Origin of the sequence: Oceanobacillus timonensis, assembly GCF_900166635.1 — a bacterium.
In the GTDB taxonomy this organism is placed as follows: Bacteria; Bacillota; Bacilli; order Bacillales; family Amphibacillaceae; genus Oceanobacillus; species Oceanobacillus timonensis.
In genome coordinates this window covers 1,797,016-1,818,614 of sequence record NZ_LT800497.1, presented here as the reverse complement: position 1 = coordinate 1,818,614, position 21,599 = coordinate 1,797,016, and the positions used below count along the sequence as shown (strand labels likewise).

Below are 21,599 nucleotides of genomic sequence, written 5' to 3'. Positions count from 1 at the left end.
GCATTCATTCAATAATCCAATTAAAAAACCCCTTCTGATAAAAGAAGAGGTTAAATATGATAAAAATCTCTTCTTATCTACAAGCAAAAATGCTCCTGGAATTAGCACAGTACAAATCAGCGTCTGCTGCTAAGGCTTCAACGGGCCAGTCCCTCCGCCTTTCTGGATAAGAATATATGGAATTATACGAATAATTATGATTTACTTTACATGGAAGCGATGCATTCGTCAAGGAGATTACTAAAATTTAGGCAATTTGCTGTAATATATTTTCAACAACATTTTGTAAAATTGAAATGGTAGATGTAGAATTCTTATTGCCTACGCTTTGAACAAAGATAAGATAGCACCATTATCCTACTATAATACATATTTCTTTTCTGATTTATCAATCAAAGAAGCACTCATTCCAATATGGAACAAGTGCTTCTAACCATTTAGAGTTCTGTTTCAACAACATCGTCTCCGGCCATCGTATCATCATTACCGGTTATACTATAATCCTCACCTTCCTCTGAAACAATCCATTTCTCTTCATCTTCCAAATATTCTAAAGTAAGGCTTTTATCAAGGTATTCTTCTTCTGGATCATCGTCACGATATTGATTATTTTCTGTATATTCTCGATGAATCTCTACCGGTAATGTTACATAATGGCGACCTCCAGAACCGAGTTCATATGAAGTCTGTCCAAAGTCAATTCTTGTCCCCAATATTTCTCCCTCATAAGACGTATCTATACTTGAATTGGTTGCACTCTTTAATGTATCATTGAGCGATTCTCGTAAATCATCCGATACATCATCTGTTAATTCATCAATATCTAAGTTAACCAGTGCAGCCATATGAGTTTCGTAATAGTTATTTATCTGTTCTGTAACTGCATCTCGGTTTTCTTCACTTGTTAGTACACCTGGCGTTATGTCATACTCTGTTTCTTCATCAACTGTAAATTCTTCACTTTGTGCTTCTCCCCACGGAAACTCTGCAACACCTTGCAGTGTATTTTCTTCACTGATAGGTCCGAAAGATACCGATGTTCCTTGCCCGTCGCCTGTTATATCTGTGGATGTTTCTTGTTCGTCGCTCGCTATTTCTGTTCCTGTTTCTTCACCATTAACGAGAAGTTTCGTATTATCTATTGAGGAGCTAATATTCACAATACTTTCTTCTAAATCTAAATCAACTGATTGGTTAAAGGAATTAGTATTCATTAAAGAAAAAGACCCTTCACTTTCTATTGTTGCGTAAGGGAATTCCCCTTCTGCTACAAACGAATAATCTCCAGGACCAAACAAGCCAATTGATTCATCCAGATTTTCTATTTCTATCGCATCCTCTTCATCAATTGTTATTGTAAGCTGCTCCGGATCAAGATCTGATGCTTCATTCGTTATCGCTACCTCGTAATTTCGTACTCTTAACTCTCCTTCATCATCAAAATAAAACAGGCCTTCTTCCCGAGGCACCATGTTACCTTCATCTAATGCAGTTACTTGCTGCTCAAGCAATTGCAGTTGTTCCTGATATTTTTCGCTGTCGTCATGAAAGAATTCGACAACTTGCTGAGCTTGCTGTTCTGTCCAATATGTACCCTCGTCCACTGTGACTAATTCTAGCAGGGCTTCTGGGTCTCTCTCATCTACTGTTTCCTTAAAGTTTTCTGAAGCATTTTCCGGACTGCTGGAGCATGCACTTAAAAAAAGTGCTGTTAAAGAAATAAAAATAAGTACGTAGGATTTGTTAAAAAAGAATTTCTGCATTTTCAGTCTCCTTTATATTTTTGTCTTTCATACTAAAGACTAATGAAGCCTTTATAAACTTTTTTTATATTAGATAATCTAGCATATTATTCTTTTGCTGTTAACAGTATTTTAGGAATTAATTAACTTTTTTCGAAAATTAATCATTTTAACATAATTTTAGAAAGCAAAATTTCAAATAATGCTATTCATTAGTATAAAGTAAACGAATCCCTCTACAGCTGCTTAAGATTCCACTATAGGATTATTATACGCCAACACCTCTCTATCATTCTGTAACAAAAAACCATTGTTCTATCTATTAATTAGATATACTAATGGTTTGAAATGATTTATTTTTTACTTTATTAAATAACAGGTCTACTTCGTTATCTTCAGAATAGTTACATTTACTTGCGTTCCAATCTCAAATTCTAGAACGTCGTATTCTATGTACTTTCTTATTGGGAAACTAATCCATTACTATTTACTGCTCTATCCTCTTTACTATGTATGTAGATGTTCCCTGCTAAAACTTTTCCAATATTATCTCTTCATCTGATTTGAAGACTGTCTATTAAACACGGATTGTATGGCAGCTTCTAATTCATCCGGTTGTTGAGTACCAATAACGACAGTTTCATACTTTAATTTTAATTTCATTCCTTTATTTCCGTAAATATTATAAGCTTTTTCACCCTTCGTATTTATATGCAATCCCCAGCCTCCAAAACGTTTTATGGAACTATAAGTGATAATGTCATAACTATAAATATCTTTAAAAAGAAATCGCTTATACGGAAACGGATAAAAGCGCACATAAATGCCATCATGACGTACTTCAACTACCAGCTTAATCCCTAATGTAAAGATTGGAATCGCCACTCCAAAAATAAACCAAGAAATAATCATAGATATATTTGAGGTTGGATTGTTTCCTACAGGTACATCAAAGATAATTTGTTGAATGAACGAATACCACATGATTCCGGCACACAATAAGATTGGCAGCCATATCCAAATTTGCCGTGGATGCTGGACTTCCCGATATACAAGGTTATATTCCTTCTTCATATTAGTATACTCCCTTAACCGTTCTAATAACGCTTCGATAGTACAACAAATGATGAAAAGACAGTTACGATAGCCAGGGCAGCTAATATACATACTGTCTGATATCCACTTAAATGAACCCATTCTAATTGAAAAAGGGGCATAAGAATAACCATATACCCTATAATAATAAAGTAACTAAACGTAATTCCCCGTTCCCGTATTTTCTTTGTTCGCTCATCATTTTCTTTAAACTGAGGATATAAATAAGCTAGACAAAAAGACATCACTGTTACGCTGAAATATATCAACTCATGTCCAGCAAAGAAACTTCCTGTTGATATACTAGCAAAACCTATTAATAGGGTATAAAAAAGAAAAATAAAGCCCCCAACCAAGAAAAAGATCCTTCCAGTTTTGCTGCTCATTTTCATAGAAAACACTCCTGTTTAAAAAATGAAATCCGCTACATTATTCTTCCTCTTCTAAAAGAAAAACATCTTCCACTATGGTATGAAAACAACGTGCAATTTGAATAGCAAGCGGCAATGAAGGGTTATAACGGCCCTTTTCAATTGAAATAATCGTCTGCCGCGATACGCCGAGCATTTTTGCCATTTTATCTTGAGAAATTCCATTTTCTTGTCTTAATTGCTTCATTCGATTCTGCATAGCAGTATACATTCCTCTCTACACTTTTAATGATATAGTAAAGGAAACTTGACTGTCAAGGAACGTTTACATTCAAATAATTCATTTTCATATTATTCATTCATTAGATACACACAGTAGAGTATACCAACTCTTAAGTAAAATCTCCCCATCAATTAATCATTCATTTTCAAAAAAAGATTTTCATATCCATCTAATTAGATTATAATCAAATCAGATGAGGAGGTAGAAATAATGCAATTAGATCGAATCGTTCATTTTCACAAAACCATTGGAGATAAAACTCGGATACGCATTATTAGCTTATTGAAATCAGGACCGCTTCATGGTCAAGCAATTGCAGGCAAGCTAGGATTAAAGCCACCAACCATTTCGCATCATTTAACAAAATTAAAAGAGATTGATGTGGTTTATCAACGACGCGATAAGAATACGATTTATTTTTATTTAAACAAAGACAAACTAGAACGTATGGCGATGGAGATTATTCGCATCGGGAGTGATGACATGTTCGGAAAGTTTGATATCACAAATGAAGAAAAAGCAATGGTTATTCGGAACTTCATCGATCATCAAGGAAGATTAAAGTCATTGCCCGCTCAAAGAAAGAAAAAGCTGATTCTCTTAGAATATATGCTGCGTGGTTTAGAAAACGGAAAAACATATCCAGAAAAAGAAATCAATGAACATATTCAGCAATATCATCCCGATTATGCAACGATTCGGCGTGAATTTGTGATGGCACATTTTATGTATCGCCAAGATAGCATGTATGAATTGAACCCGGTTGATATGTGGCCTGTTTAATCAGGCTATTTTTTTAAATAATCGAGTAGAGGGAAAAGCTAAGTAACTTCTCGCCCCTCTCACACCACCGTACGTACGGTTCCGTATACGGCGGTTCAATAGTTTGAGTGTACGAACTGGTATTGAAGAGCGATATCTTTATATCCTCTCGATGCCAGTTCTTTGTCTGTCAATGAACGGTGGAGTACATAGCTACCTGATATAATCCAGTAACCTTTTCTTGTATTCGACCATTCATAAGCTTTCCGTTTATCGATACCTAACTGAATTAGATTCTTTCGTTTCGTACGTGGATTTTTCCACTGTTTCCAGATATATTGTCTAATTCTTCGCTTCAACCACCCATTCAGATTCTTCATAAATCCTTTCATTTCTCCTATGCCATAGTAATTTATCCACCCTGTCATAAGTTGCTGGATTTCTTTTAAAATCCTATCGATACTTCGTCCACGATTACGTTTCGTGATTCGTCTGAGTTTCTGTTTAACGGTCTCTTTTGCTTTATAATGCGGACGAATCTGAACACCTTTCTTTGTGACGAGGAGACAGAAGCCTAGAAACTTTCGTTTCAGAGGGCTTCCAACCGCACTCTTCTCCCGATTCACGGTAAGACTTAAATCCATCTCGAGAAATTTCGTAATACTTTTCATTACGCGTTGACCTGCTCTTTTACTTTTTACATAAATGTTACAGTCGTCTGCGTAACGCACGAACCGGTGTCCTCGTTTCTCCAGTAAATGGTCTAACTCGTTTAAGTAAATATTACTGAGTAACGGAGACAGGTTCCCGCCTTGAGGCGTTCCTTCCTCTGATTTTTGAAAGATGCCGTCAATCATGATTCCACTTAATAAATATTGTCTTATCAAGCGTAGTACGCGTTTATCTGTGATCTGTTTTTCCACAAAATACATCAGTTTGTCATGATTGACCGTATCGAAATAGGCTTTCATATCCAAGTCCACCACATGTTTGTACCCTTGTTCGTAATGCGATTTTGCCCGTATGATGGCTTGATGTGCACTACGTTTTGGACGAAACCCAAAACTATTATCGGAGAACGTCGGTTCAAATATGGGTTGTAACACTTGGTTTATTGCTTGTTGAAGCATTCGGTCAATAACGGTAGGGATTCCAAGTTTTCTTATTCCGCCGTCTTGTTTTGGAATGTCAACCCGCATTACGGGTTGAGGTTTATACTTCCCAAGATACAACTGCGTTAATAGTTCTTCCCTGTGCTCCTTCAAGTATGGAAGCAGCTGGTCGTATGTCATACCATCCACTCCCGCTGCTCCCTTGTTTCTGACCACTTGAAGGTAAGCTTGATTTAGATTGTCCCTTGAAAGGATTCTTTCAAACAGATTGGATACACCATTTTGATTGTTCTTTTCACCATGAAAGGCACTATGCACTTCGACATACCCTTCATGTTCCACATTATCTCTCTGCCGATAGCCAGGTTCTCCTGTTTTCTGCAGTTCTCGCACCTTTCACACCTCCTAGACTTTTCAAAATTACGATTGTTCGGTCCTTCATGTTTTGGCCTTTTCACACTACTACGACCTCTGCTGACTTCTTGTGATTCACCAAGATGTCACCACCTTAGTTGTGTTGACTCGTTATTCTTCAACTTGTTCATCACCCTCACAAGACCTCCCCCGGTAAGAGTGAGAACTTTCCTCCCATATAACTGCTAGATTTACTGTATAGGTTTCGGGCAGTATTGGACTTCATCTTGTAGTGCAGATTTATCCGACCTAATCCAGCCTTCTATCTAATTTCTGTTCGTCAGTCCAGGAGTTTGCGTCTGACTTCCTTCAGCCACTATCTCACAATAGCCACCTTGTCTTTCGCTAACAGTTCCTACTGCCAAGCCTGTAGTGGACTTTCACCACCAAGTTCTCACCCATGCAGGGCGCACACTAATTAGATGAATATCTATTTAGATATTCATCTACATTCGTTGGAGAGGATAACTTGCTTGTTTTTCAAATATTAAAAAAAGAACCCAACTATCAAATTGTATTTTGGAGTTCCGTCTTAAATGGGATTGGCGGACGATTCGCTCAAGTCGGGTCCTTTGCCCTCCTTTATCTATTAACGGAATCAGGCATTGCTTTAGGGATACTTATGGCTCTGCTTGTCTTACCGACCATTCTATTTGCTCCTATTAGCGGTTACCTGGCTGATCGTTTTCACCAGGCTAAACTGTTATTTTGGACAGATCTTTTACGAGCACCGTTTGCATTGCTTCCAATTTTAGGAGCAATGACAGAGCAGCTATGGCTGTTGTATCTTAGTACATTTATTATCGCCAGCGGACAGGCTGTGTATAGACCCGTTCGTTTTTCGCTTATTCCTGATATTGTTGAAAAGAAAAACTTAGTTTCTGTTAATGGGTTAGAACAAAACGTAGTAGGGATAACACTTGTTTTCGGCTCACTGCTTGGAGGGGTAATCGCCTTTTTAGCTGATATGAAAATTTTATTTTTCCTCCATGCGGTATTTCTTATATCCGCAGCAATTTTAATCAGCCGTTTAACAAGAAGTAACATAACAAAGCATTCAAAAAAGGAAGCTAAAGAAGCTTCATGGCGTGAAAATGGATTTCTTATCGTAAAAGTTGCTTTACTACGTGTATTTTTAATGATCATGTTACTCATGCCGCTTGCGAATGGCGTGGATAATGTCATCTTTAACTTAATTGCATTAGAAGTCTTTGATAAAGGAGAGCTGGGAGTTGGTTTCATCTATGCATCCCTAGGAATAGGCTTCGTCTTAAGCTCAACGATGGCTAAGTGGATTCGGGGAAAATATATTGCAATCGGTGTATTCATGATTTTACTGGAAGGCGTAGGTCATTTATTACTTAGCCAATCATTCTTTTTTGCGCAAGCTCTAGCGCTTGCCATATGTATAACTTTTGTAGGCGGAATAAGTGACATATGCTTTGATACGGTGTTAATGAAGATACTTCCCGCTTCGAAACGAGGTTTTTTATTCGGTACTTTATCCATGTTTCAGAATAGTTCCATGGGCATTGCGATGATTGGAGCAGGATTTTTAACAGAATGGCTTCCTCCCTTACAAAGTTCTTTGCTCGTTGGTATAACGTATGTCTTTTTTGCATTTTTCTTTATGTTAGCATTTAAAAGCATACATTTCCGTGCATCCATCCAAAAATTAAAAAGATTGAATTCCAGGTAAAAACAATGGTGATAGGATACAAGACGGTTATCTATCTCCTTTGTTTTTATACATACACATTCCAGAATTAGTTAAACAAATAACCAAGTCCCAAACCTACTGAAAAGAGAAGAAAAATAGCTGGAATAGCTATCAGTATGATCAAAGAAAAAGTTTTCCAGAAACCTCGATAACTGAAGAGCCAACAAGCAAATAGGAGTATAAATACCGTTAGAAGCAATGGCATTGCTCCCGTTTCTGTTCCTTCAATGGTAGATTTATATATCCAATACGCAGCCAGTAATATTGGTATCGTAATAATACCTAAATATTTCCTGATGTAAATCGCCTCCTCTTTCACATATGTATCCTTTTCTTATTAACAAAACAGATAGTAAATTCAAATGAGATAATGAATAATACGAGCAAGACTTTTAGTTAAAACAATAGACATCAATCATAAATAAATTTTAAACTGTTCTGCTTACTATTTCTCACTTATAGGCTTATTCATGAGAATAACGCTTTAACAGCTTCTCTTTATGAGAATGAAACACTTCTTCTAAAGAGATGTTATATTTATTAGCAATGACAATGACATTTCCCAGCACATCTCCTAGTTCTTCTACTAAAGCATTTTTATTGTCCAAAAATGATTCTGTATCTTCATCCGGTCGGTCTCTGCCAATCTCCAGAGCTCTTATCGCTCTGGCTACTTCTCCAGTTTCCTCTGCTAAAAAGCCAATACGGATAAAAATGTCTAATTCAGACCAACCTCTATGCTCATAATAATTGTTTACCCATTGTTGAAATTCCGTTACATTCATTTTTACCGCTCCTTTTACTTCTATCACACAAAAAATGAAAAGATTATATTTATGATTACTCATTAATTAACCCCTCAGAAATAAACGTAACAAACTGATTCATCGTTGATTTGTAATTCGCTTCACCGATCATTTCCTTTTGTAAAGACAAAATAACCAAAGAGCGGATCATGCTGACGACAATATCCGGTTCTAATTGTTTCATAATCCCTTCAGCTTGCCATTTTTCAATATATGGAACTAAAAAATCAATATCCCCTTGATGATTCCTTTCTAATTTTTTCTGAGACGGTTTGCGTAGTAACTGCTCCATGCTTCAAAAATTGCCCAGTCATTCACTTTAAGTTCTTACTATTTTATTATATAGAGGATTGATTTGAACAGTATTCACCAGGCACTAAGATTAAGATATTAGTAGTAAATTTATTTTTTATAACCTTTCCTTAAACGTCCATCCTTTTCATTAAATAAATGTAGTTTCCGTTTCAACTACAGGCAATATATCATCTTGAATAATTTGATAAAATAATGTTTGTTCATCAATAAAAGGAGTGTGCGAAGAATTTTTAAAAGTATATATTTTCTTGAACGGTGCTTTTAATGATTCATAGAAACGTCTCGCTTGTGTAAGCGTCGTTTGATAATCATGCTGGCCTTGAAGAATAAAAACTGGAATCTCAAGTCTGGGGACAAGCTCTACTAAATCTGCCGTAGCCATCACGTGCCCCAGTGATTGCCATCCTAAAACTGCTCCCTTAAAGCTATTGATCCGTTCCTTCAACGTATAGTTTGAACAAGAAAAAACATGTTTCATCCTTTCCGGGTTAGAGTAACCCTCCCGCTTGAAGCCCCCGCCATACTTCTCGGTAAATTTACTTCTGATGGCAGCATAAGCTCGATTTTTATAAAAATTTTCATCAAAAGTCACATTTTTAATTTGTTCGAAAGCACGTTTATCATTTCTTTCCATTGCTGTTCTTAAAATATATTGATAGGCTTCTTTTTCTGATTCCAGTTGAGCTCCTATCTGTCCGACTCCAATATATGCATAGAAAAGTTCAGGACGTTTTTGCACCACCAGGCAGCCCAGGTAACTGCCCCAAGAATGACCAAGAATAAACACTTTATTTCGTGTATATTTTTTTCTGAGGTGGTTTGTTATTTTAATTGTATCGTCAACTAACTGTTCCACGGTAACCCCTTTTTTAGCTGTATTCGCATCATATGACATTCCAGTTCCTCTCTGGTCCCAATAACACACATCAAAATATTGCTCCAGCTTTACCCCTAGTGCTTTATTGATAGGGTAAGCAGGAAATCCGGGTCCGCCATGCAAGAATAAAAGTAATGGTTTGTTTTGATTCAAAGATTCTACAATAATTCCTTGTTCTACGCCGTTGATTTTTACATACTCCTTGATGGCTATTCTTTTATTTTCATTGTTTCCCGCAAACTTTGATTGCATATTGACACCTCCGCTATTTATAAAAATTTTCTTAATTTTAGGCGGGTATACATTTCAATTTTAATTCTTGGCCTTTTATCAGAATGGCTTCATTTAATTACATCTCCCATACTTAAAATGTAATAAGAAAATTTGCTTCCTGTTTCATAAAGATAACCCCATCGTAACAGTTCTTGTACTAAAACCCATGTCTTCGTAAATTTGAATTGCTTGATTATCTTTAAAGGCGCTTAAACGTACTTCAGAATACCCATTTTGCCTTAGTTGATCAATTGCAGCTTTCATTAATTTTTTTGAAATTCCTTTTCCTCTATATTCTTCTATAACAAATATTTCATAAATAAATCCATTCGGCTCATCCGTAAACTGGTCTTTACTTGAACCAAACAGAATCCATCCCATTAATTGATCTTCTTTTATAGCTATAAAATAATTACATCCCTTTTCTAGCAAGGGTTCCACAAGTTGTTTGATTTTTTCATTAGTAGGTTTTATTTCACCAAGAGTACCTTCAAATATAGCTTGTGGAGAAAGTGACAATATCTTTCTTAGTTCTAAATCATTAGGCTGTCTAATATGCATTGATTAACTCCTTCCTTACAAATATATATTTAAACCATATAGCGCAGGCACTGCAATTTATAATATGATAATATACGCCCTTCATATTCTCTATCTTCCATATACTCAAATCCAAGCTTATCAATGACTTTCTTTGACTTACGATTATTCTTTCTAACTCTTGCCATCAATTGATCAACCCCAAGGTAGTTAAAAGCGTATTGTATTACTTCCTTTCCAACTTCTGTCGCATATCCTTTCCCCCAAAACTTCGGATCAAGAAGATAAATAATTTCTATATCTTCTGTATCATCAATGAACCTCAAACCACAATGTCCCATAATTTCTTCACTATCTGTATTTATTAATGCCCACACACCAAATTGATGCTCAGTCCAATGTTTTATCATTTTATTTACATATCCTTCAGCCTCTCCCAAAGACATACCTTTCCCTAACCCAAGCCATTTTCCCACTTCATGTTTCTTCACTATCTCATAGAATTCTTTTATATCCTTCTCAGAAAATTGTCTCATAATAAGTCGTTCAGTAATAAGATTAGCATTTGATTTTTCATTACCGTTCTTTTTAAATGATGGTTCTTTCCTATTCAATTAAGCTACTCCTTTCCCTTCCATCTTATTTATATCAACTATATAATGAAATAGATTTCTTACTAACTATGTCATTAGTTAAATTTTCTAAAGCGATTTCATTTTCTGATTTGTTGTTGAACTACGATTCTCATTTGAAACAACATAAACGAGTACCCCCTATAAGTACCCCGGCAAATAATGTTTATACATTTCCAGTGCATCTGTATGTTCTTCTAAAGTTGCAATCGTTTTGGAATGCGGATTTGTATAAATCACGGGATAGTCTTTTTCGTCCAACTCTTTCTGCACAGTAAAAGCCAATTTCTCTTCCTCTATCGAAAATTGAGCATCAATCCCTTCCTTATTCCCACGAGTGTCTAATCGTATCCATGTATCAACCGATTTTAGATAAATAGCATTCAATGCATGAATACAATATCCTTTTTCAGGTGTATCAAATAGCATCAATCGTTGATAACAAAAGCCTGTCGGAATGTTTTGCGAGCGCAGTAAAGCAGCAAACAAATTGGATTTAGCGTAGCAAATTCCCTGACCATTCGCCAAGACCTCCGAAGCCTTACAAGTGACAAGGGTACTCTGTATATCCCAAGAGTGCGAAATGCTGTCTCTGACAAATTCAAATGCAGCTCTTGCTTTCTCAATTTCCGTTTGTGATGAATGAAAGAGGTCGGATATTTTATCCTGAATCAATGGGTGCGTATAATCCACTTCATTTGATTCATCTAAGTAGGCATTTAAATCATTATATTTGCAAATTAATTTCATATGCTGTTTTCTCCTTTCAGTCTGGATGGGAGCCATTTTGAAAATATCGTCAACACGATTTATTATTCTGTTCATTTTAGCATTACTGCTTCACATTGTCAGAAAAACTTTACTTATATCCTACTTGGGTTTAGTAGTTACGAATATGTAAAGCAGTAACGTATAATGCTAATAACACTTCTTGAAATGACTGATCTTGTTTGTTATCAATTTTTATTTTGTGTTTCTCCCCCCGTCTTCCAGTCTTTTCATCCTTAGATAATAAATTAAAAGATGTTCTTTTTCCAAACAATAAAGTATCCTGATTATTTTTAATATACGTAGTCATCTCAAAATAGTCATTCGTCAGATTATAAACACGATTATTATAGCTATAATCAAAGTTAATATAATTCTTTATTCCTTGCTCTTTTAACATTTTTTTAGCATTCAATTGTCCATGATAATTACCATTAAAGTAAACGGTGTATTCATAACGCAACCATTTTCTACTTTTTAGAATAACGGTATTTTCACTAGAAGATAGTTTTAAACCAGGTGGTACGCTAAACAAATCCAGCATAAAAGAAATACGGTGTAATGTTGAATTAAAATAAAGTTCGAATTCAGTATTTTTTTGACCAAGAACTTTACTGGGCATATTCTCCATGAGTTTCACGATTGGCAGTTGATAATAAAATTCACCTGGATTGATTTCGTTTTCTTTTATAGTTTCATTGGCTATTTTAATGTATTTATTTTGATTGTATTTTCTAAATAGAAGATACGCAATGAAAAATAGGATGCAACTAATATATAAAATCCAACTCATTACTAAATTTGTTCCTAAGTAAGTTTCCTCGTAATTCACATAATAGATGGTTTCAAAAATATTAATGAAGCTATAACCGATTATAATTGTAAGAATAATATGCACAGTACGTCCCTCCTCCATCTCGGAATGCACTTTCCATTAAATGTAAATGCCTCTTTACTCCTGTTCTTCATCTATTGTTTAGCTATCATTAATATTGAAAGCTCTTTGAGTGGATTGGTACGCATCATGTTGAAAATGAAAGAATATCAAAAACAGACCAAAGCTACAAGGAATTGGCATGATAATAGTGGCAAAAGAACAAATGATAAGTATCACCAATCATTTTATGTAAAGAAACACTTACATGAAAAACATTCTATGTTACAAATAACGTAAAGGTATATTTACATTTTATGAAGGTGGAGAGAAAATGCCTGTAAAAAACAACATTAAGGAAATCAGAAAACAAAGGGGCATAAAGCAATTACAATTAGCAGAAGAATTGCAAGTGACACGGCAAACGATGACAGCGATTGAAAATAATAAATACAATCCAAGTTTAGAACTTGCCCTTAAAATAGTTAAATACTTTGAACTTCCGATTGACGACATTTTTATCTTAGAGGAGGAAAAATCATGAATGGAAACTTACAGAAATGGGTATGGACTTTCATTGGGTTAATGTGTGTTATTGGGGCTTCCATCACGCATATTATCATTTACTTAACTACTGGTGAACTTAATCTTTCTGGACTGCTTGGAATCCTTGCCGGCTTTGTTATCATCTTTCTCATCAATGCGATTTATGTAAAAACAAAGAAACATAAAACACCTGCTGTCGACGAAAGAACGATAACTAATTTGAAGAAATTCTATGCTATTGCTCCCCATATTTATTTAGGAATCATTGTCGTCTGCCTTGTCGTTCTGTCAATAACGGGGGTAGACGTCATTTCAACTTCCTATCTATGGTTAGCGGTAATGATGTATATAGGACTGTGTGGAGTTGGAGCATTTATATTAAATCTGAAATAACAAAGGTTTCACTTAACTCCTTCTATTTTAGAGTTAAGTGAAACTTTTTTATTCTTCATTATATACGATAGGATTCATTATAGGATAAGCTGATTTACAGCTTAAACTCTTTTAAACATAAAAATTCATATATGGTTTATCCTGCTTATAATAAGCTATTCTATCTTGCAAAGTTCCTGTATGAAATTCAAACTTATGACCATCAGGGTCGGTAAAATAAATAGACTTTTTATCTTTATTGTCCCTGGGGCGACCAGTTAAGATCTTTACATTCCATTCTTCCAATTTGCTATACATTTTATCAAAGTCACTTTCCTCAATTGAAAAAGCAATGTGTGTGTATGACTGAAATATTTCATCTCGTGGAATATCCTTCTCCAGATTAAGTGCCAGCCATATTCCATTTAAATCAAAATAAGCGGTACTTTTCCCTTTAACTAGCAATTTCGCATCAAATACGTTTTGATAAAATGCAATAGATTTTTCCAAATCTGAAACTGAAAATAAAAAATGGTTAATTCCTTTTATTGACAACTATAATCTCCCCTTTGTAATACTACTCATCAATTAATTTTTAAAGCAATTTGATTTGCGCTTATTTCCAGTTTGTTTTAAAAACATAACTTACTCTGTCATACCCCATCTTGTCTTCATAAAATCGATGTGCATCCGTTCGCTGTATTCCCGAAGATAAAGCAACATTTTCATAATTATTTTCTTGTGCCCATTCATGAACATATTGAAGCAGTTTTTCTCCATAACCTTTTGATCGTTTATTCCTATTTGTCACTAAATCACATACCCAAACAAACCTGCCATAATACAATGTGATCATAGGTTTAAATCCAGTTACGGCTACCATTTCTCCTTCATCAATTAAGGCAAACATTTTATATCTATCTTTCTCTTTTGCTTCTAATACTAAGTCGAGGTATACCTCTTCATCAAGATGCGTTCGCAATTGTTTTATAACTGGAAATGCTTCCGTGATTTCATCTTGTGTTTGAAGTTCTTTGATGATTAGACTGTTCAAACATGATTCCCCTTAAAAAATATATATTTTCCTTACAAAACTTCAATCTTGATTAGGCGAGAGGACTCCCAACCTCAAGGAATGTGCAGGAGGAAACGCAATGAGTAGATGGGAGGTGAATCGCCTTTTTGTATTTACGAACGTAAGTTTACATGACGTAATGTTCTGGAAAGACGTTCTTTAAAAACGGAACATAGCAGGTTGTGGCGAGAATCGTTGCTTTGCTACGTAAAATGTGCAAGCCAAACCTTATGCCCTATCAAATATCCAACTATCCAATTCGTTTTTTTGATAATACGCTTGAGATAATATCTGTCATCATTTTTGCAACTAAAATAATAAAAAATAACGTCGTGACCATATTAAACCATGGAAAATGAAATGGAGTAATCCATTCTGTAAAGAGCTGCGATCCTTGGAGCCAGCCAGCTGCTTTACCTCCTAAATTATCCGCAGTATTTAAATTCGGTTCCAGAGAGGTTCCGTCAATCACATGAAAAATCAATAATCCAATGAAAAACATGCTCAGTGCCGTTACCCACCATCGTAATCGATTGAGATGTCGCTTTTGTTGTTTGTTCATCATTCGTCCCATTCTCCTCTGTCTTCATCTTTTTCATTCTAGTTCTTATTCACTTCATACGTATGGCACCTTATACCCTATGACTTATTACTTAAATATTAGCATAATTTCACCTGTATGTTAAAGGCGGAAAGTTACTTTTAATATAAACAGGAATCATCCCATCCTCCCTGTTCCCATACACCCAATGACAATTCAAACGATTTATTATTCATCATAAGATATAATCATGCTATGCTATGTACAGATTGATTTGAAATGAGTGATTCTATGAGTATTTTCATTTTAGAAGATGACGTGATTCAAGCGCAGCATTTAAAGGACTTGGTCAAAGCAATTTGTGAAAAGTATGAGCTGCCGTATAATTTTATTGAAGCAACCAGTAAAAGTACGCAGCTAATAAATAAAATTTCATCGGCTGCCTATATACCCATTTATTTTTTGGATATTGAAATTAAAAATGAGGAGCGTAAAGGGCTACAAGTAGCTCAGGAGATCCGTAAATATGATCCAGATGGCATCATTGTGTTTGTCACAACGTACTCCAAATTTGCACCAATCTCTTATCAATATATGGTCTCTGCCTTAACATTTATCGATAAGGCCTTACCCTATGAGGAACGTTACCATCTGTTTGAACAATGCTTGCTTCACTATCAAGCTCGCAATCGGAGGCATGTGCCGGCGGATGATTTTATTGTTGAGAATGAAAATGCTACGGTCAGGGTACCGTTTGAAACGATAGAATATATTAAAACAGATGAACCGCATCGTTTAGTGTTAGTTGCAGCAGATCGTTTAGTTCATTTTTATGGCACTTTAAAAGAAATGGAAGAATTAGACAGGCGTCTGCTTCGCTGTCATCAATCTTTTGTTGTCAATACAAAGCAGATATCATCCTATGACGCAACAGAAAGAATCATCATTTTAAAAAACGCCAAACAGATTCCGGTATCACGACGTTTACATAAAAGAGTTCGTCAATGGCTAAAGGGTGAAGGCTAATGTTTCTTTATGATGTTATCGCAATTATGCTCATTGGGATTAGCCATATCTTATTATACTTTCAATTAATCCGCTATCATCGTCTGTCATACACAATGGTGATTACTTTAAGTATTGTTTTTACAGTTCTGCTTGGCGTCGTTGTGACAGTAACTGGGTATCCGGAATTTAATACTATTATGCTCCTGTTATTTTTACTAAGTTTAGGACTGATGCAGGTTGAATTAACTTTTATGCAAAACCTGTACTTTGCATTAGTGAGTATGGTTAGTATCACGCTGGTGAAAATAGGACTGATCGAATTATTGTTGCACTTGTTTATATGGGCTTCCTTTCCTTTAGGAACGTGGACTGTCAGCATCGTGCATCTTGCTGTTTCTATCCTTATCCTTATTTTGATAGCCTTGTTGCGTAAAAAAGTTCAAAAGTTAGCCCAAATGATTAAAAGAAGCCCCTTTTATTACATATGTTATCCGATTCTTATTGCAGGACTGGTTGCAGCTTTAATGTTGGCAACGCCTGCCAACGATCTTTTAGCTGCTTTCCATCAACAGTATGGACAAATGGGTTACAGCGCTCTTTTCATATTATTTTTTATGTTGCTTCTAATTGTGCTGATTGGCTCTCATGTAACAAAAGAAAGAATGTTAGAAGAACAACAAACTCGCTTAGACAATGAATTATTAGATTATTTGGCAAAGGTGGAAGTGATGCATGACGATCTGGCAGCTTTCCGTCACGATTATATGAATATCTTATTAACGTTAGACGAAGGAATTCGTACTAAAAACTTGGCACAAGTTGAACAAATTTATCGTGAAGTGATCGCGCCAACCTCTGAGCTTATCAATAACCGTGAATTGGATATTAGCAAATTATCACATATTAAAGTTCCTGAAGTAAAAAGCATATTGAGTGTAAAATTAACTTCTGCCCAGCAGCAAAATATCCAAGTGATGATTGATATCCCGCAACAAATAAAGGAAATTGCTATACCTGTTGTTGATTTTATTCGAATCATTTCTATACTGCTCGATAATGGGATAGAAGAAGCAGTTCAAAGCAAGAAAAAAATAATGCAAGTTGCTTTTTTTGAATTGGAAGAGAGACAATATTTTATTGTGCGCAATAGTTACAAACAGCAAATGACTGATTTAGAGACATTATACGAAAAGCACTATTCTACAAAAGACCGTAATCGAGGATACGGATTGTACGCTTTAAAAAAGATGATTGATCAAACGAATAATGCAACGTTAGAAACCTCTAAAACTTCTTATTTCACACAAACTTTTATTTTAAAAAAACAGTGACAAAATGTCATTGTTTTTTTATGACCAGTTATGACGAAAAACATACCGAATAGGAAAGATACCTATAATGCATGATGACTATATTATACAATGCAGCTATGTGAAGCTTACAGCCAACTTTTGGATTCATGGTTATCATTGGTATTACGTCATGGATTTCCCATTTTGTAAGCACATATAATAAATAGCAGTATAAGCACATAGGAGCGTTAGTATGTCTGTTGAGTCTTTAATAAGTTTAAGCAGTACCGCACTTTTTATTTCTTTTCTAACCTATCTCATTGCAATAATTCCTTTAGGATTATCTGTAAGGTCTAAAGGGAAAGTTTTTTCAGTTATAGGAATCACATTAACCTGGTTAGGATTTATTTTGCAACTTATATATTTTGTCACTAGATGGTATGTTTCCGGACATGCTCCAGTCAGCAATCTATATGAATTCATGACATTTTTCGGAATCATGCTTGTAGGCAGTTTCCTTATCATCTATCATCTATTTCGTCAAAGTGTCATTGGCCTTTTTGCGCTTCCAGTAGCATTACTCATTCTTGGATTTGCAAATGCGTTTTCAGAGGATATTTCGCCTCTTGTCCCCTCATTACAAAGTGGATGGTTACAAATTCACGTAACGACAGTGGCATTTTCCAGTGCCATTTTATCCATCGCTTTCGTTACTGGAATCATATTTCTATTAAAAGCTATTGATCCCGAAGGCAAAGGAAAAAAGCCATTCTTTTTAGAACTCGTTATGTATTTTTTAGTCATCGTATTTGGTTTTATTTCCTTAACGAGTATCTTTAGCATGACAGGCTATCATAAAAACATTGCATTTGAAAATTACAGTGCAGAGGCTGAGGTCTATCAATACAATATGCCGCCGATTACTGTTCCAACAGATTCTGTAGTAGTGTCAAACGATTATAGCGAGGAGCTTCTAAATCAAAATAATGGATTGATCGAAATACCTCATTCTATCGATTCCAGAAAGTTAAATAGTCTCGCATGGTCATTTTTAGCGGGAAGTCTTATCTACGCGCTCATCAGGTTCGTAACAAGACATAAAATCATCTCGTTGCTTAAACCATTCACTCAAAAAGTCAGTGCAACTACAATAGATGAAGTGACTTATCGAGCGATTATCATCGGTTTTCCTTTATTCTCCCTCGGCGGGCTTATATTTGGAGCGATATGGGCACAAATGGCTTGGGGAAGATTTTGGGGCTGGGATCCAAAAGAAGTTTGGGCACTCATTACTTTTTTATTTTATGCTGTCTTGCTTCATCTCCGACTTGGAGGCGGTTTAAGAGGAGAACAAACCGCTTGGATGGCCATCATCGGTTTCAGTATTATTGTATTTAATCAGGTGTTTGTTAATTTGGTTATTGCCGGGTTACATTCCTATGCATAAATAAGTTGGTGATTTAAAGATTGTTAAAAAATGGAATTATAATATAAAACGTTTTTTCATTTAAAGAAGTTTAACTTCGTTCTATATTTATTATGAGTTAGGTTAAACTTCTTATTCTTTCACTACATATCCATTAAAAAGGAAACTGATTCAACTAAAAATTGTGTACCAGTGCATCTGCCCCACCATTTTCAAGATATTCAGCATTGATTTGATAGATCTTTTAACAAAGTAAACTTCATTCACTTTTTACATGAATCACTTCAAAACGCTCACAGACAAGAAGCATATCTTCCGAAAACTCCCGTCCGATTACAGTCAGTTCGTTTCTAAAGAATGCTTCATGGACGTCCCACCAGTATTGGTAGGTCCTGTCTCCTTCGCCCTCTGCAGCAGCAAATTCTTCACTGACCTCATTCATCGGAACAATCGTCACCTCTGTGGTCTTCGTAAAAGCTACAGGCTTATCCTCACCGTTTAATATAATATTATAATCCTCCGTTGTTGGAAGAGCTTCATTCTCCAGCCCATAAAATATATGCCCTGAGCAGGTTGCAGTTTTAATCCCATCTGTTAACAGCTTTGCAAGCATGTCAGGATCATCTCCGAATTGCCATGCACTGACAGATTCTGGCTTCATTTCATTCTTCCAATATTCATTCCAGTATGCTTCTGCTGCTTGGTTCATCATTTATACCCCATATCCTTATTTGTATTATCATCTTATAAAACCTCTATTGTATGCATCTTTCTTTTTTTAAGAAATTATAACAGCATCTCCATTTCAGAGTCCTTATCAACAAACCCCATTTTCTTATACAGATGATAACCATCTTTAAAAGCATGTAACCATATCCGGCCTACACCTGTACGCTTGCTGTATGTAATACATGCTTCTAATAATGCACGCGCTATTCCAAGACCTCTGTATTCCGGTTTGGTATACATATTCATTATATATGCTTCCACTCCGCTGATGTTTTCACCCTGGGGAGGCCTTTCAAAGAAAACGACCCCGCTTATAGCGACAATTTTTCCTTCAGCTTCTGCCAACCAGGCGACAAACTCACCATTAGACAGCTTTTCCTTAAAATAAATCTGGTTGGCGTTACATACATTTGTCTTATTTTCTTCATTGACATCACCGGCTGCCGTCAGAAGTTCGATTCTTAACTGGGTAATCGCATCCGCATCGCTTAATGAGGCTTTTCTGATTGTCCAATTCATTTCATTTGCTCCTCTTTTGTTTTATATCGTCTTCCATTTCACATATAAAACCAGCTTATCTATATTATGTTTTATGCATCCTATATTAAAAAATAAGGACAATACGACTTTATTTCAAATTATTCATTACTATAAAAAGATATTCTCCCCCATTTGTTTTTTGTATTTTTTCAGTAACATACTTAAAACCGGCTCGTTCATATACTTTGATTGCTCTTTGATTAAAGTCAGCTACTGACAGCCATATAACCTGGAAGGAGAAATGCTTTTCGATGTACGATAATATTTCCTTAACAAATTGTTCCCCAAATCCTTTTCCGGTTATTCCCGGTTTCATACCAAGCCCAAGTTCAATCTCATTCATAGCGGAATCTTTGGGAAACAGACAGAAGTAACCAACTAACTGGTTGTTATCTATAACGGAATAAAATGTATCGGTTCTTTGATGGGGATCAATGATTTCTTCATAGTCCTCCTGATCAGCGGTCATATCATAAAAATCATAAGGTTCATTATATTTCCAGCAGTCGGCAATTTCCATTGCTTCTTTCTGGTCCATTATTTTTAATTGAATATTCTTTAACATTCAACAGCACCTACTCTATTATTCTCAGTTATACCTTTTTAGATTTCAAACATGTTTATGCAATAATCCAGTACAGTTATAAAAATCTTTGTCAGATACCTGCTTCCGGCTGTGTCTATATAGAAACAGTTTTGGTAGATTTCTGCTAAAGCGGCTCTGTTTCCGCACCATAATCACTTCCTCTATTTAATGTGCTAATCTGTTACATACCTGTCTCTATCTATTTCCCTTTTAAGCTCTCGTAATATTTCCACTGGTAGTTTTGACAATTATCTCATTCTTGGGATTGCCTGCAATTTCTGTGTTATCTCCGCTGATTTTCTTACGCGTTTTATAGCGGATACAATAATCTGTTAAATTGGAGTTAATCGCTAATTTAATATTACCTGTTGTCATTTTAATATTTCCCACATGAAATAATCGATTATGGTTAACAAAAACCTTTCCGGTAGTACTTGAAATATGACTGCGACTGTTTTCTCCTTCACTCTCCAGATTATCCAATGAAATATGCCCAGTAGTTGTTTTAACCGATATATCCTGACCAGCTAAAGATTGAATCGCTATACTTCCCGTTTCCGTTTTAAAGGAAATCGCTGGAACAGCAAGGTCCTGCGCCGTGATAGAGCCGGTTATTGTTTTGATTTCTACTTTTCCAGCATAAGCTTCTGGAAGTCTGATATGAAAATAAACGCTATTAAAGAATTGAAAAGGCTTCAAAGAATTTGCTCTTGTTAATTGAAGGATACACCGTCCTTCCTTTACATCCTCCGTAAAAACAAATGACTTAGCATGCTCCTCCTTCGTAAAATAATATTCAATCTCTACATTATTGCCCGGAATATGCTCAACTGTGCCCTTCCCTCTCTCAAAAAATATAGATAAGTAGTCCACCTTAGATAAATCAAAAGTTCGTTTCAT

General features: G+C 35.5%; 26 protein-coding genes and 1 riboswitch. Of the genes, 7 read left to right on the top strand and 19 right to left on the bottom strand.

Going from position 1 to position 21,599, the window contains the following annotated elements; all coding sequences use genetic code 11:
• Positions 1 to 70: 70 nt before the first annotated feature.
• Positions 71 to 173: riboswitch (SAM riboswitch) on the bottom strand.
• A 264-nt stretch (positions 174 to 437) separates the two neighbouring features.
• The 4 genes from B7E05_RS08880 to B7E05_RS08865 form a co-directional block, all read right to left on the bottom strand.
• A complete protein-coding gene (locus tag B7E05_RS08880; RefSeq protein ID WP_080873856.1) occupies positions 438 to 1,763 on the bottom strand; it encodes a TcaA 3rd/4th domain-containing protein in 1,326 nt (441 codons plus the stop codon).
• A 525-nt stretch (positions 1,764 to 2,288) separates the two neighbouring features.
• Positions 2,289 to 2,816, bottom strand: a complete 528-nt coding sequence (locus B7E05_RS08875; RefSeq protein ID WP_080873855.1) for a DUF6141 family protein — start codon at positions 2,814 to 2,816, stop codon at positions 2,289 to 2,291.
• Positions 2,817 to 2,839: 23 nt separating this feature from the next.
• Positions 2,840 to 3,229 carry a hypothetical protein gene (locus B7E05_RS08870; protein ID WP_080873854.1) on the bottom strand — a complete coding sequence of 130 codons (390 nt, stop codon included), beginning with the start codon at positions 3,227 to 3,229 and terminating at the stop codon, positions 2,840 to 2,842.
• Between the two features lie 37 nt (positions 3,230 to 3,266).
• Positions 3,267 to 3,467, bottom strand: a complete 201-nt coding sequence (locus B7E05_RS08865) for a helix-turn-helix transcriptional regulator (RefSeq protein ID WP_080873853.1) — start codon at positions 3,465 to 3,467, stop codon at positions 3,267 to 3,269.
• A gap of 234 nt (positions 3,468 to 3,701) precedes the next feature.
• On the opposite strand from B7E05_RS08865, the gene B7E05_RS08860 reads away from it, so the two are divergent.
• Complete coding sequence (locus B7E05_RS08860; RefSeq protein WP_080873852.1) at positions 3,702 to 4,274, top strand: DUF2087 domain-containing protein; 573 nt, start codon at positions 3,702 to 3,704, stop codon at positions 4,272 to 4,274.
• A 95-nt stretch (positions 4,275 to 4,369) separates the two neighbouring features.
• Here B7E05_RS08860 and ltrA read toward each other — a convergent pair whose 3' ends face one another.
• Positions 4,370 to 5,758, bottom strand: a complete 1,389-nt coding sequence (ltrA, locus tag B7E05_RS08855) for a group II intron reverse transcriptase/maturase (RefSeq protein WP_080872025.1) — start codon at positions 5,756 to 5,758, stop codon at positions 4,370 to 4,372.
• A 490-nt stretch (positions 5,759 to 6,248) separates the two neighbouring features.
• Between ltrA and B7E05_RS08850 the strand changes: the two genes are divergently transcribed.
• A complete protein-coding gene (locus B7E05_RS08850; protein WP_080873851.1) occupies positions 6,249 to 7,478 on the top strand; it encodes an MFS transporter in 1,230 nt (409 codons plus the stop codon).
• 485 nt (positions 7,479 to 7,963) lie between these two features.
• Here B7E05_RS08850 and B7E05_RS08840 read toward each other — a convergent pair whose 3' ends face one another.
• The 7 genes from B7E05_RS08840 to B7E05_RS08810 all read right to left on the bottom strand — a co-directional run bounded on the left by B7E05_RS08840 (position 7,964) and on the right by B7E05_RS08810 (position 12,608).
• Entirely contained in the window at positions 7,964 to 8,284 is a 321-nt protein-coding gene (locus B7E05_RS08840; RefSeq protein WP_080876262.1) for a MazG nucleotide pyrophosphohydrolase domain-containing protein, read from the bottom strand.
• A gap of 55 nt (positions 8,285 to 8,339) precedes the next feature.
• Positions 8,340 to 8,597: a hypothetical protein gene (locus tag B7E05_RS08835; RefSeq protein ID WP_080873849.1), complete on the bottom strand. Its 258-nt coding sequence runs from the start codon at positions 8,595 to 8,597 to the stop codon at positions 8,340 to 8,342.
• A 150-nt stretch (positions 8,598 to 8,747) separates the two neighbouring features.
• Positions 8,748 to 9,749: an alpha/beta fold hydrolase gene (locus B7E05_RS08830; RefSeq protein ID WP_080873848.1), complete on the bottom strand. Its 1,002-nt coding sequence runs from the start codon at positions 9,747 to 9,749 to the stop codon at positions 8,748 to 8,750.
• 144 nt (positions 9,750 to 9,893) lie between these two features.
• Positions 9,894 to 10,331, bottom strand: coding sequence for a GNAT family N-acetyltransferase (locus B7E05_RS08825; protein WP_080873847.1), 438 nt, complete (start codon positions 10,329 to 10,331; stop codon positions 9,894 to 9,896).
• A 29-nt stretch (positions 10,332 to 10,360) separates the two neighbouring features.
• Positions 10,361 to 10,924, bottom strand: a complete 564-nt coding sequence (locus B7E05_RS08820; protein ID WP_245833041.1) for a GNAT family N-acetyltransferase — start codon at positions 10,922 to 10,924, stop codon at positions 10,361 to 10,363.
• Positions 10,925 to 11,083: 159 nt separating this feature from the next.
• Entirely contained in the window at positions 11,084 to 11,692 is a 609-nt protein-coding gene (locus B7E05_RS08815; RefSeq protein ID WP_080873846.1) for a transglutaminase-like domain-containing protein, read from the bottom strand.
• A gap of 130 nt (positions 11,693 to 11,822) precedes the next feature.
• Positions 11,823 to 12,608, bottom strand: coding sequence for a hypothetical protein (locus B7E05_RS08810; RefSeq protein WP_080873845.1), 786 nt, complete (start codon positions 12,606 to 12,608; stop codon positions 11,823 to 11,825).
• A 310-nt stretch (positions 12,609 to 12,918) separates the two neighbouring features.
• Here B7E05_RS08810 and B7E05_RS08805 point away from each other — a divergent pair, with 310 nt between their 5' ends.
• Together B7E05_RS08805 and B7E05_RS08800 are read left to right on the top strand one after the other, a co-directional pair.
• Positions 12,919 to 13,128, top strand: coding sequence for a helix-turn-helix transcriptional regulator (locus B7E05_RS08805; RefSeq protein WP_080873844.1), 210 nt, complete (start codon positions 12,919 to 12,921; stop codon positions 13,126 to 13,128).
• Positions 13,125 to 13,523 carry a hypothetical protein gene (locus tag B7E05_RS08800; protein ID WP_080873843.1) on the top strand — a complete coding sequence of 133 codons (399 nt, stop codon included), beginning with the start codon at positions 13,125 to 13,127 and terminating at the stop codon, positions 13,521 to 13,523. The genes B7E05_RS08805 and B7E05_RS08800 overlap by 4 nt, the downstream gene beginning before the upstream one ends.
• 111 nt (positions 13,524 to 13,634) lie before the next feature.
• Here the strand turns inward: B7E05_RS08800 and fosM are convergent, their stop codons facing one another.
• The 3 genes from fosM to B7E05_RS08785 all read right to left on the bottom strand — a co-directional run bounded on the left by fosM (position 13,635) and on the right by B7E05_RS08785 (position 15,142).
• Positions 13,635 to 14,057 carry a FosM family fosfomycin resistance protein gene (fosM, locus tag B7E05_RS08795; RefSeq protein WP_080873842.1) on the bottom strand — a complete coding sequence of 141 codons (423 nt, stop codon included), beginning with the start codon at positions 14,055 to 14,057 and terminating at the stop codon, positions 13,635 to 13,637.
• Positions 14,058 to 14,118: 61 nt separating this feature from the next.
• Positions 14,119 to 14,556 (bottom strand): GNAT family N-acetyltransferase, encoded by a 438-nt coding sequence (locus B7E05_RS08790; protein ID WP_080873841.1) that lies wholly within the window; start codon positions 14,554 to 14,556, stop codon positions 14,119 to 14,121.
• A 271-nt stretch (positions 14,557 to 14,827) separates the two neighbouring features.
• Entirely contained in the window at positions 14,828 to 15,142 is a 315-nt protein-coding gene (locus B7E05_RS08785; protein ID WP_179134501.1) for a YfzA family protein, read from the bottom strand.
• 267 nt (positions 15,143 to 15,409) lie between these two features.
• Between B7E05_RS08785 and B7E05_RS08780 the strand changes: the two genes are divergently transcribed.
• The 3 genes from B7E05_RS08780 to ccsB all read left to right on the top strand — a co-directional run bounded on the left by B7E05_RS08780 (position 15,410) and on the right by ccsB (position 18,865).
• A complete protein-coding gene (locus tag B7E05_RS08780; protein ID WP_080873839.1) occupies positions 15,410 to 16,144 on the top strand; it encodes a response regulator transcription factor in 735 nt (244 codons plus the stop codon).
• Positions 16,144 to 17,457: a sensor histidine kinase gene (locus tag B7E05_RS08775; protein WP_080873838.1), complete on the top strand. Its 1,314-nt coding sequence runs from the start codon at positions 16,144 to 16,146 to the stop codon at positions 17,455 to 17,457. Before B7E05_RS08780 ends, B7E05_RS08775 begins: the two co-directional genes overlap by 1 nt.
• Before the next feature lie 214 nt (positions 17,458 to 17,671).
• Positions 17,672 to 18,865 carry a c-type cytochrome biogenesis protein CcsB gene (gene ccsB / locus B7E05_RS08770; RefSeq protein WP_080873837.1) on the top strand — a complete coding sequence of 398 codons (1,194 nt, stop codon included), beginning with the start codon at positions 17,672 to 17,674 and terminating at the stop codon, positions 18,863 to 18,865.
• A gap of 238 nt (positions 18,866 to 19,103) precedes the next feature.
• Here the strand turns inward: ccsB and B7E05_RS08765 are convergent, their stop codons facing one another.
• The 4 genes from B7E05_RS08765 to B7E05_RS08750 all read right to left on the bottom strand — a co-directional run bounded on the left by B7E05_RS08765 (position 19,104) and on the right by B7E05_RS08750 (position 21,599).
• Positions 19,104 to 19,553, bottom strand: a complete 450-nt coding sequence (locus B7E05_RS08765; RefSeq protein WP_080873836.1) for an ASCH domain-containing protein — start codon at positions 19,551 to 19,553, stop codon at positions 19,104 to 19,106.
• Positions 19,554 to 19,630: 77 nt separating this feature from the next.
• Positions 19,631 to 20,092, bottom strand: coding sequence for a GNAT family N-acetyltransferase (locus B7E05_RS08760; protein ID WP_080873835.1), 462 nt, complete (start codon positions 20,090 to 20,092; stop codon positions 19,631 to 19,633).
• Between the two features lie 109 nt (positions 20,093 to 20,201).
• Complete coding sequence (locus B7E05_RS08755; RefSeq protein WP_218672698.1) at positions 20,202 to 20,678, bottom strand: GNAT family N-acetyltransferase; 477 nt, start codon at positions 20,676 to 20,678, stop codon at positions 20,202 to 20,204.
• 231 nt (positions 20,679 to 20,909) lie between these two features.
• Positions 20,910 to 21,599 (bottom strand): DUF4097 family beta strand repeat-containing protein, encoded by a 690-nt coding sequence (locus B7E05_RS08750; RefSeq protein ID WP_080873834.1) that lies wholly within the window; start codon positions 21,597 to 21,599, stop codon positions 20,910 to 20,912.

Excerpts from the sequence above, each read along its gene's own strand:
- B7E05_RS08880 (WP_080873856.1), bottom strand. The coding sequence starts at position 1,763 with ATGCAGAAATTCTTTTTTAACAAATCCTACGTACTTATTTTTATTTCT.
- B7E05_RS08875 (WP_080873855.1), bottom strand. The coding sequence starts at position 2,816 with ATGAAGAAGGAATATAACCTTGTATATCGGGAAGTCCAGCATCCACGG.
- B7E05_RS08870 (WP_080873854.1), bottom strand. The coding sequence starts at position 3,229 with ATGAAAATGAGCAGCAAAACTGGAAGGATCTTTTTCTTGGTTGGGGGC.
- B7E05_RS08865 (WP_080873853.1), bottom strand. The coding sequence starts at position 3,467 with ATGCAGAATCGAATGAAGCAATTAAGACAAGAAAATGGAATTTCTCAA.
- B7E05_RS08860 (WP_080873852.1), top strand. The coding sequence starts at position 3,702 with ATGCAATTAGATCGAATCGTTCATTTTCACAAAACCATTGGAGATAAA.
- B7E05_RS08840 (WP_080876262.1), bottom strand. The coding sequence starts at position 8,284 with ATGAATGTAACGGAATTTCAACAATGGGTAAACAATTATTATGAGCAT.
- B7E05_RS08835 (WP_080873849.1), bottom strand. The coding sequence starts at position 8,597 with ATGGAGCAGTTACTACGCAAACCGTCTCAGAAAAAATTAGAAAGGAAT.
- B7E05_RS08830 (WP_080873848.1), bottom strand. The coding sequence starts at position 9,749 with ATGCAATCAAAGTTTGCGGGAAACAATGAAAATAAAAGAATAGCCATC.
- B7E05_RS08825 (WP_080873847.1), bottom strand. The coding sequence starts at position 10,331 with ATGCATATTAGACAGCCTAATGATTTAGAACTAAGAAAGATATTGTCA.
- B7E05_RS08815 (WP_080873846.1), bottom strand. The coding sequence starts at position 11,692 with ATGAAATTAATTTGCAAATATAATGATTTAAATGCCTACTTAGATGAA.
- B7E05_RS08805 (WP_080873844.1), top strand. The coding sequence starts at position 12,919 with ATGCCTGTAAAAAACAACATTAAGGAAATCAGAAAACAAAGGGGCATA.
- B7E05_RS08800 (WP_080873843.1), top strand. The coding sequence starts at position 13,125 with ATGAATGGAAACTTACAGAAATGGGTATGGACTTTCATTGGGTTAATG.
- B7E05_RS08785 (WP_179134501.1), bottom strand. The coding sequence starts at position 15,142 with ATGATGAACAAACAACAAAAGCGACATCTCAATCGATTACGATGGTGG.
- B7E05_RS08780 (WP_080873839.1), top strand. The coding sequence starts at position 15,410 with ATGAGTATTTTCATTTTAGAAGATGACGTGATTCAAGCGCAGCATTTA.
- B7E05_RS08775 (WP_080873838.1), top strand. The coding sequence starts at position 16,144 with ATGTTTCTTTATGATGTTATCGCAATTATGCTCATTGGGATTAGCCAT.
- ccsB (WP_080873837.1), top strand. The coding sequence starts at position 17,672 with ATGTCTGTTGAGTCTTTAATAAGTTTAAGCAGTACCGCACTTTTTATT.
- B7E05_RS08765 (WP_080873836.1), bottom strand. The coding sequence starts at position 19,553 with ATGAACCAAGCAGCAGAAGCATACTGGAATGAATATTGGAAGAATGAA.
- B7E05_RS08760 (WP_080873835.1), bottom strand. The coding sequence starts at position 20,092 with ATGAATTGGACAATCAGAAAAGCCTCATTAAGCGATGCGGATGCGATT.
- B7E05_RS08755 (WP_218672698.1), bottom strand. The coding sequence starts at position 20,678 with ATGTTAAAGAATATTCAATTAAAAATAATGGACCAGAAAGAAGCAATG.
- B7E05_RS08750 (WP_080873834.1), bottom strand. The coding sequence starts at position 21,599 with ATGAAACGAACTTTTGATTTATCTAAGGTGGACTACTTATCTATATTT.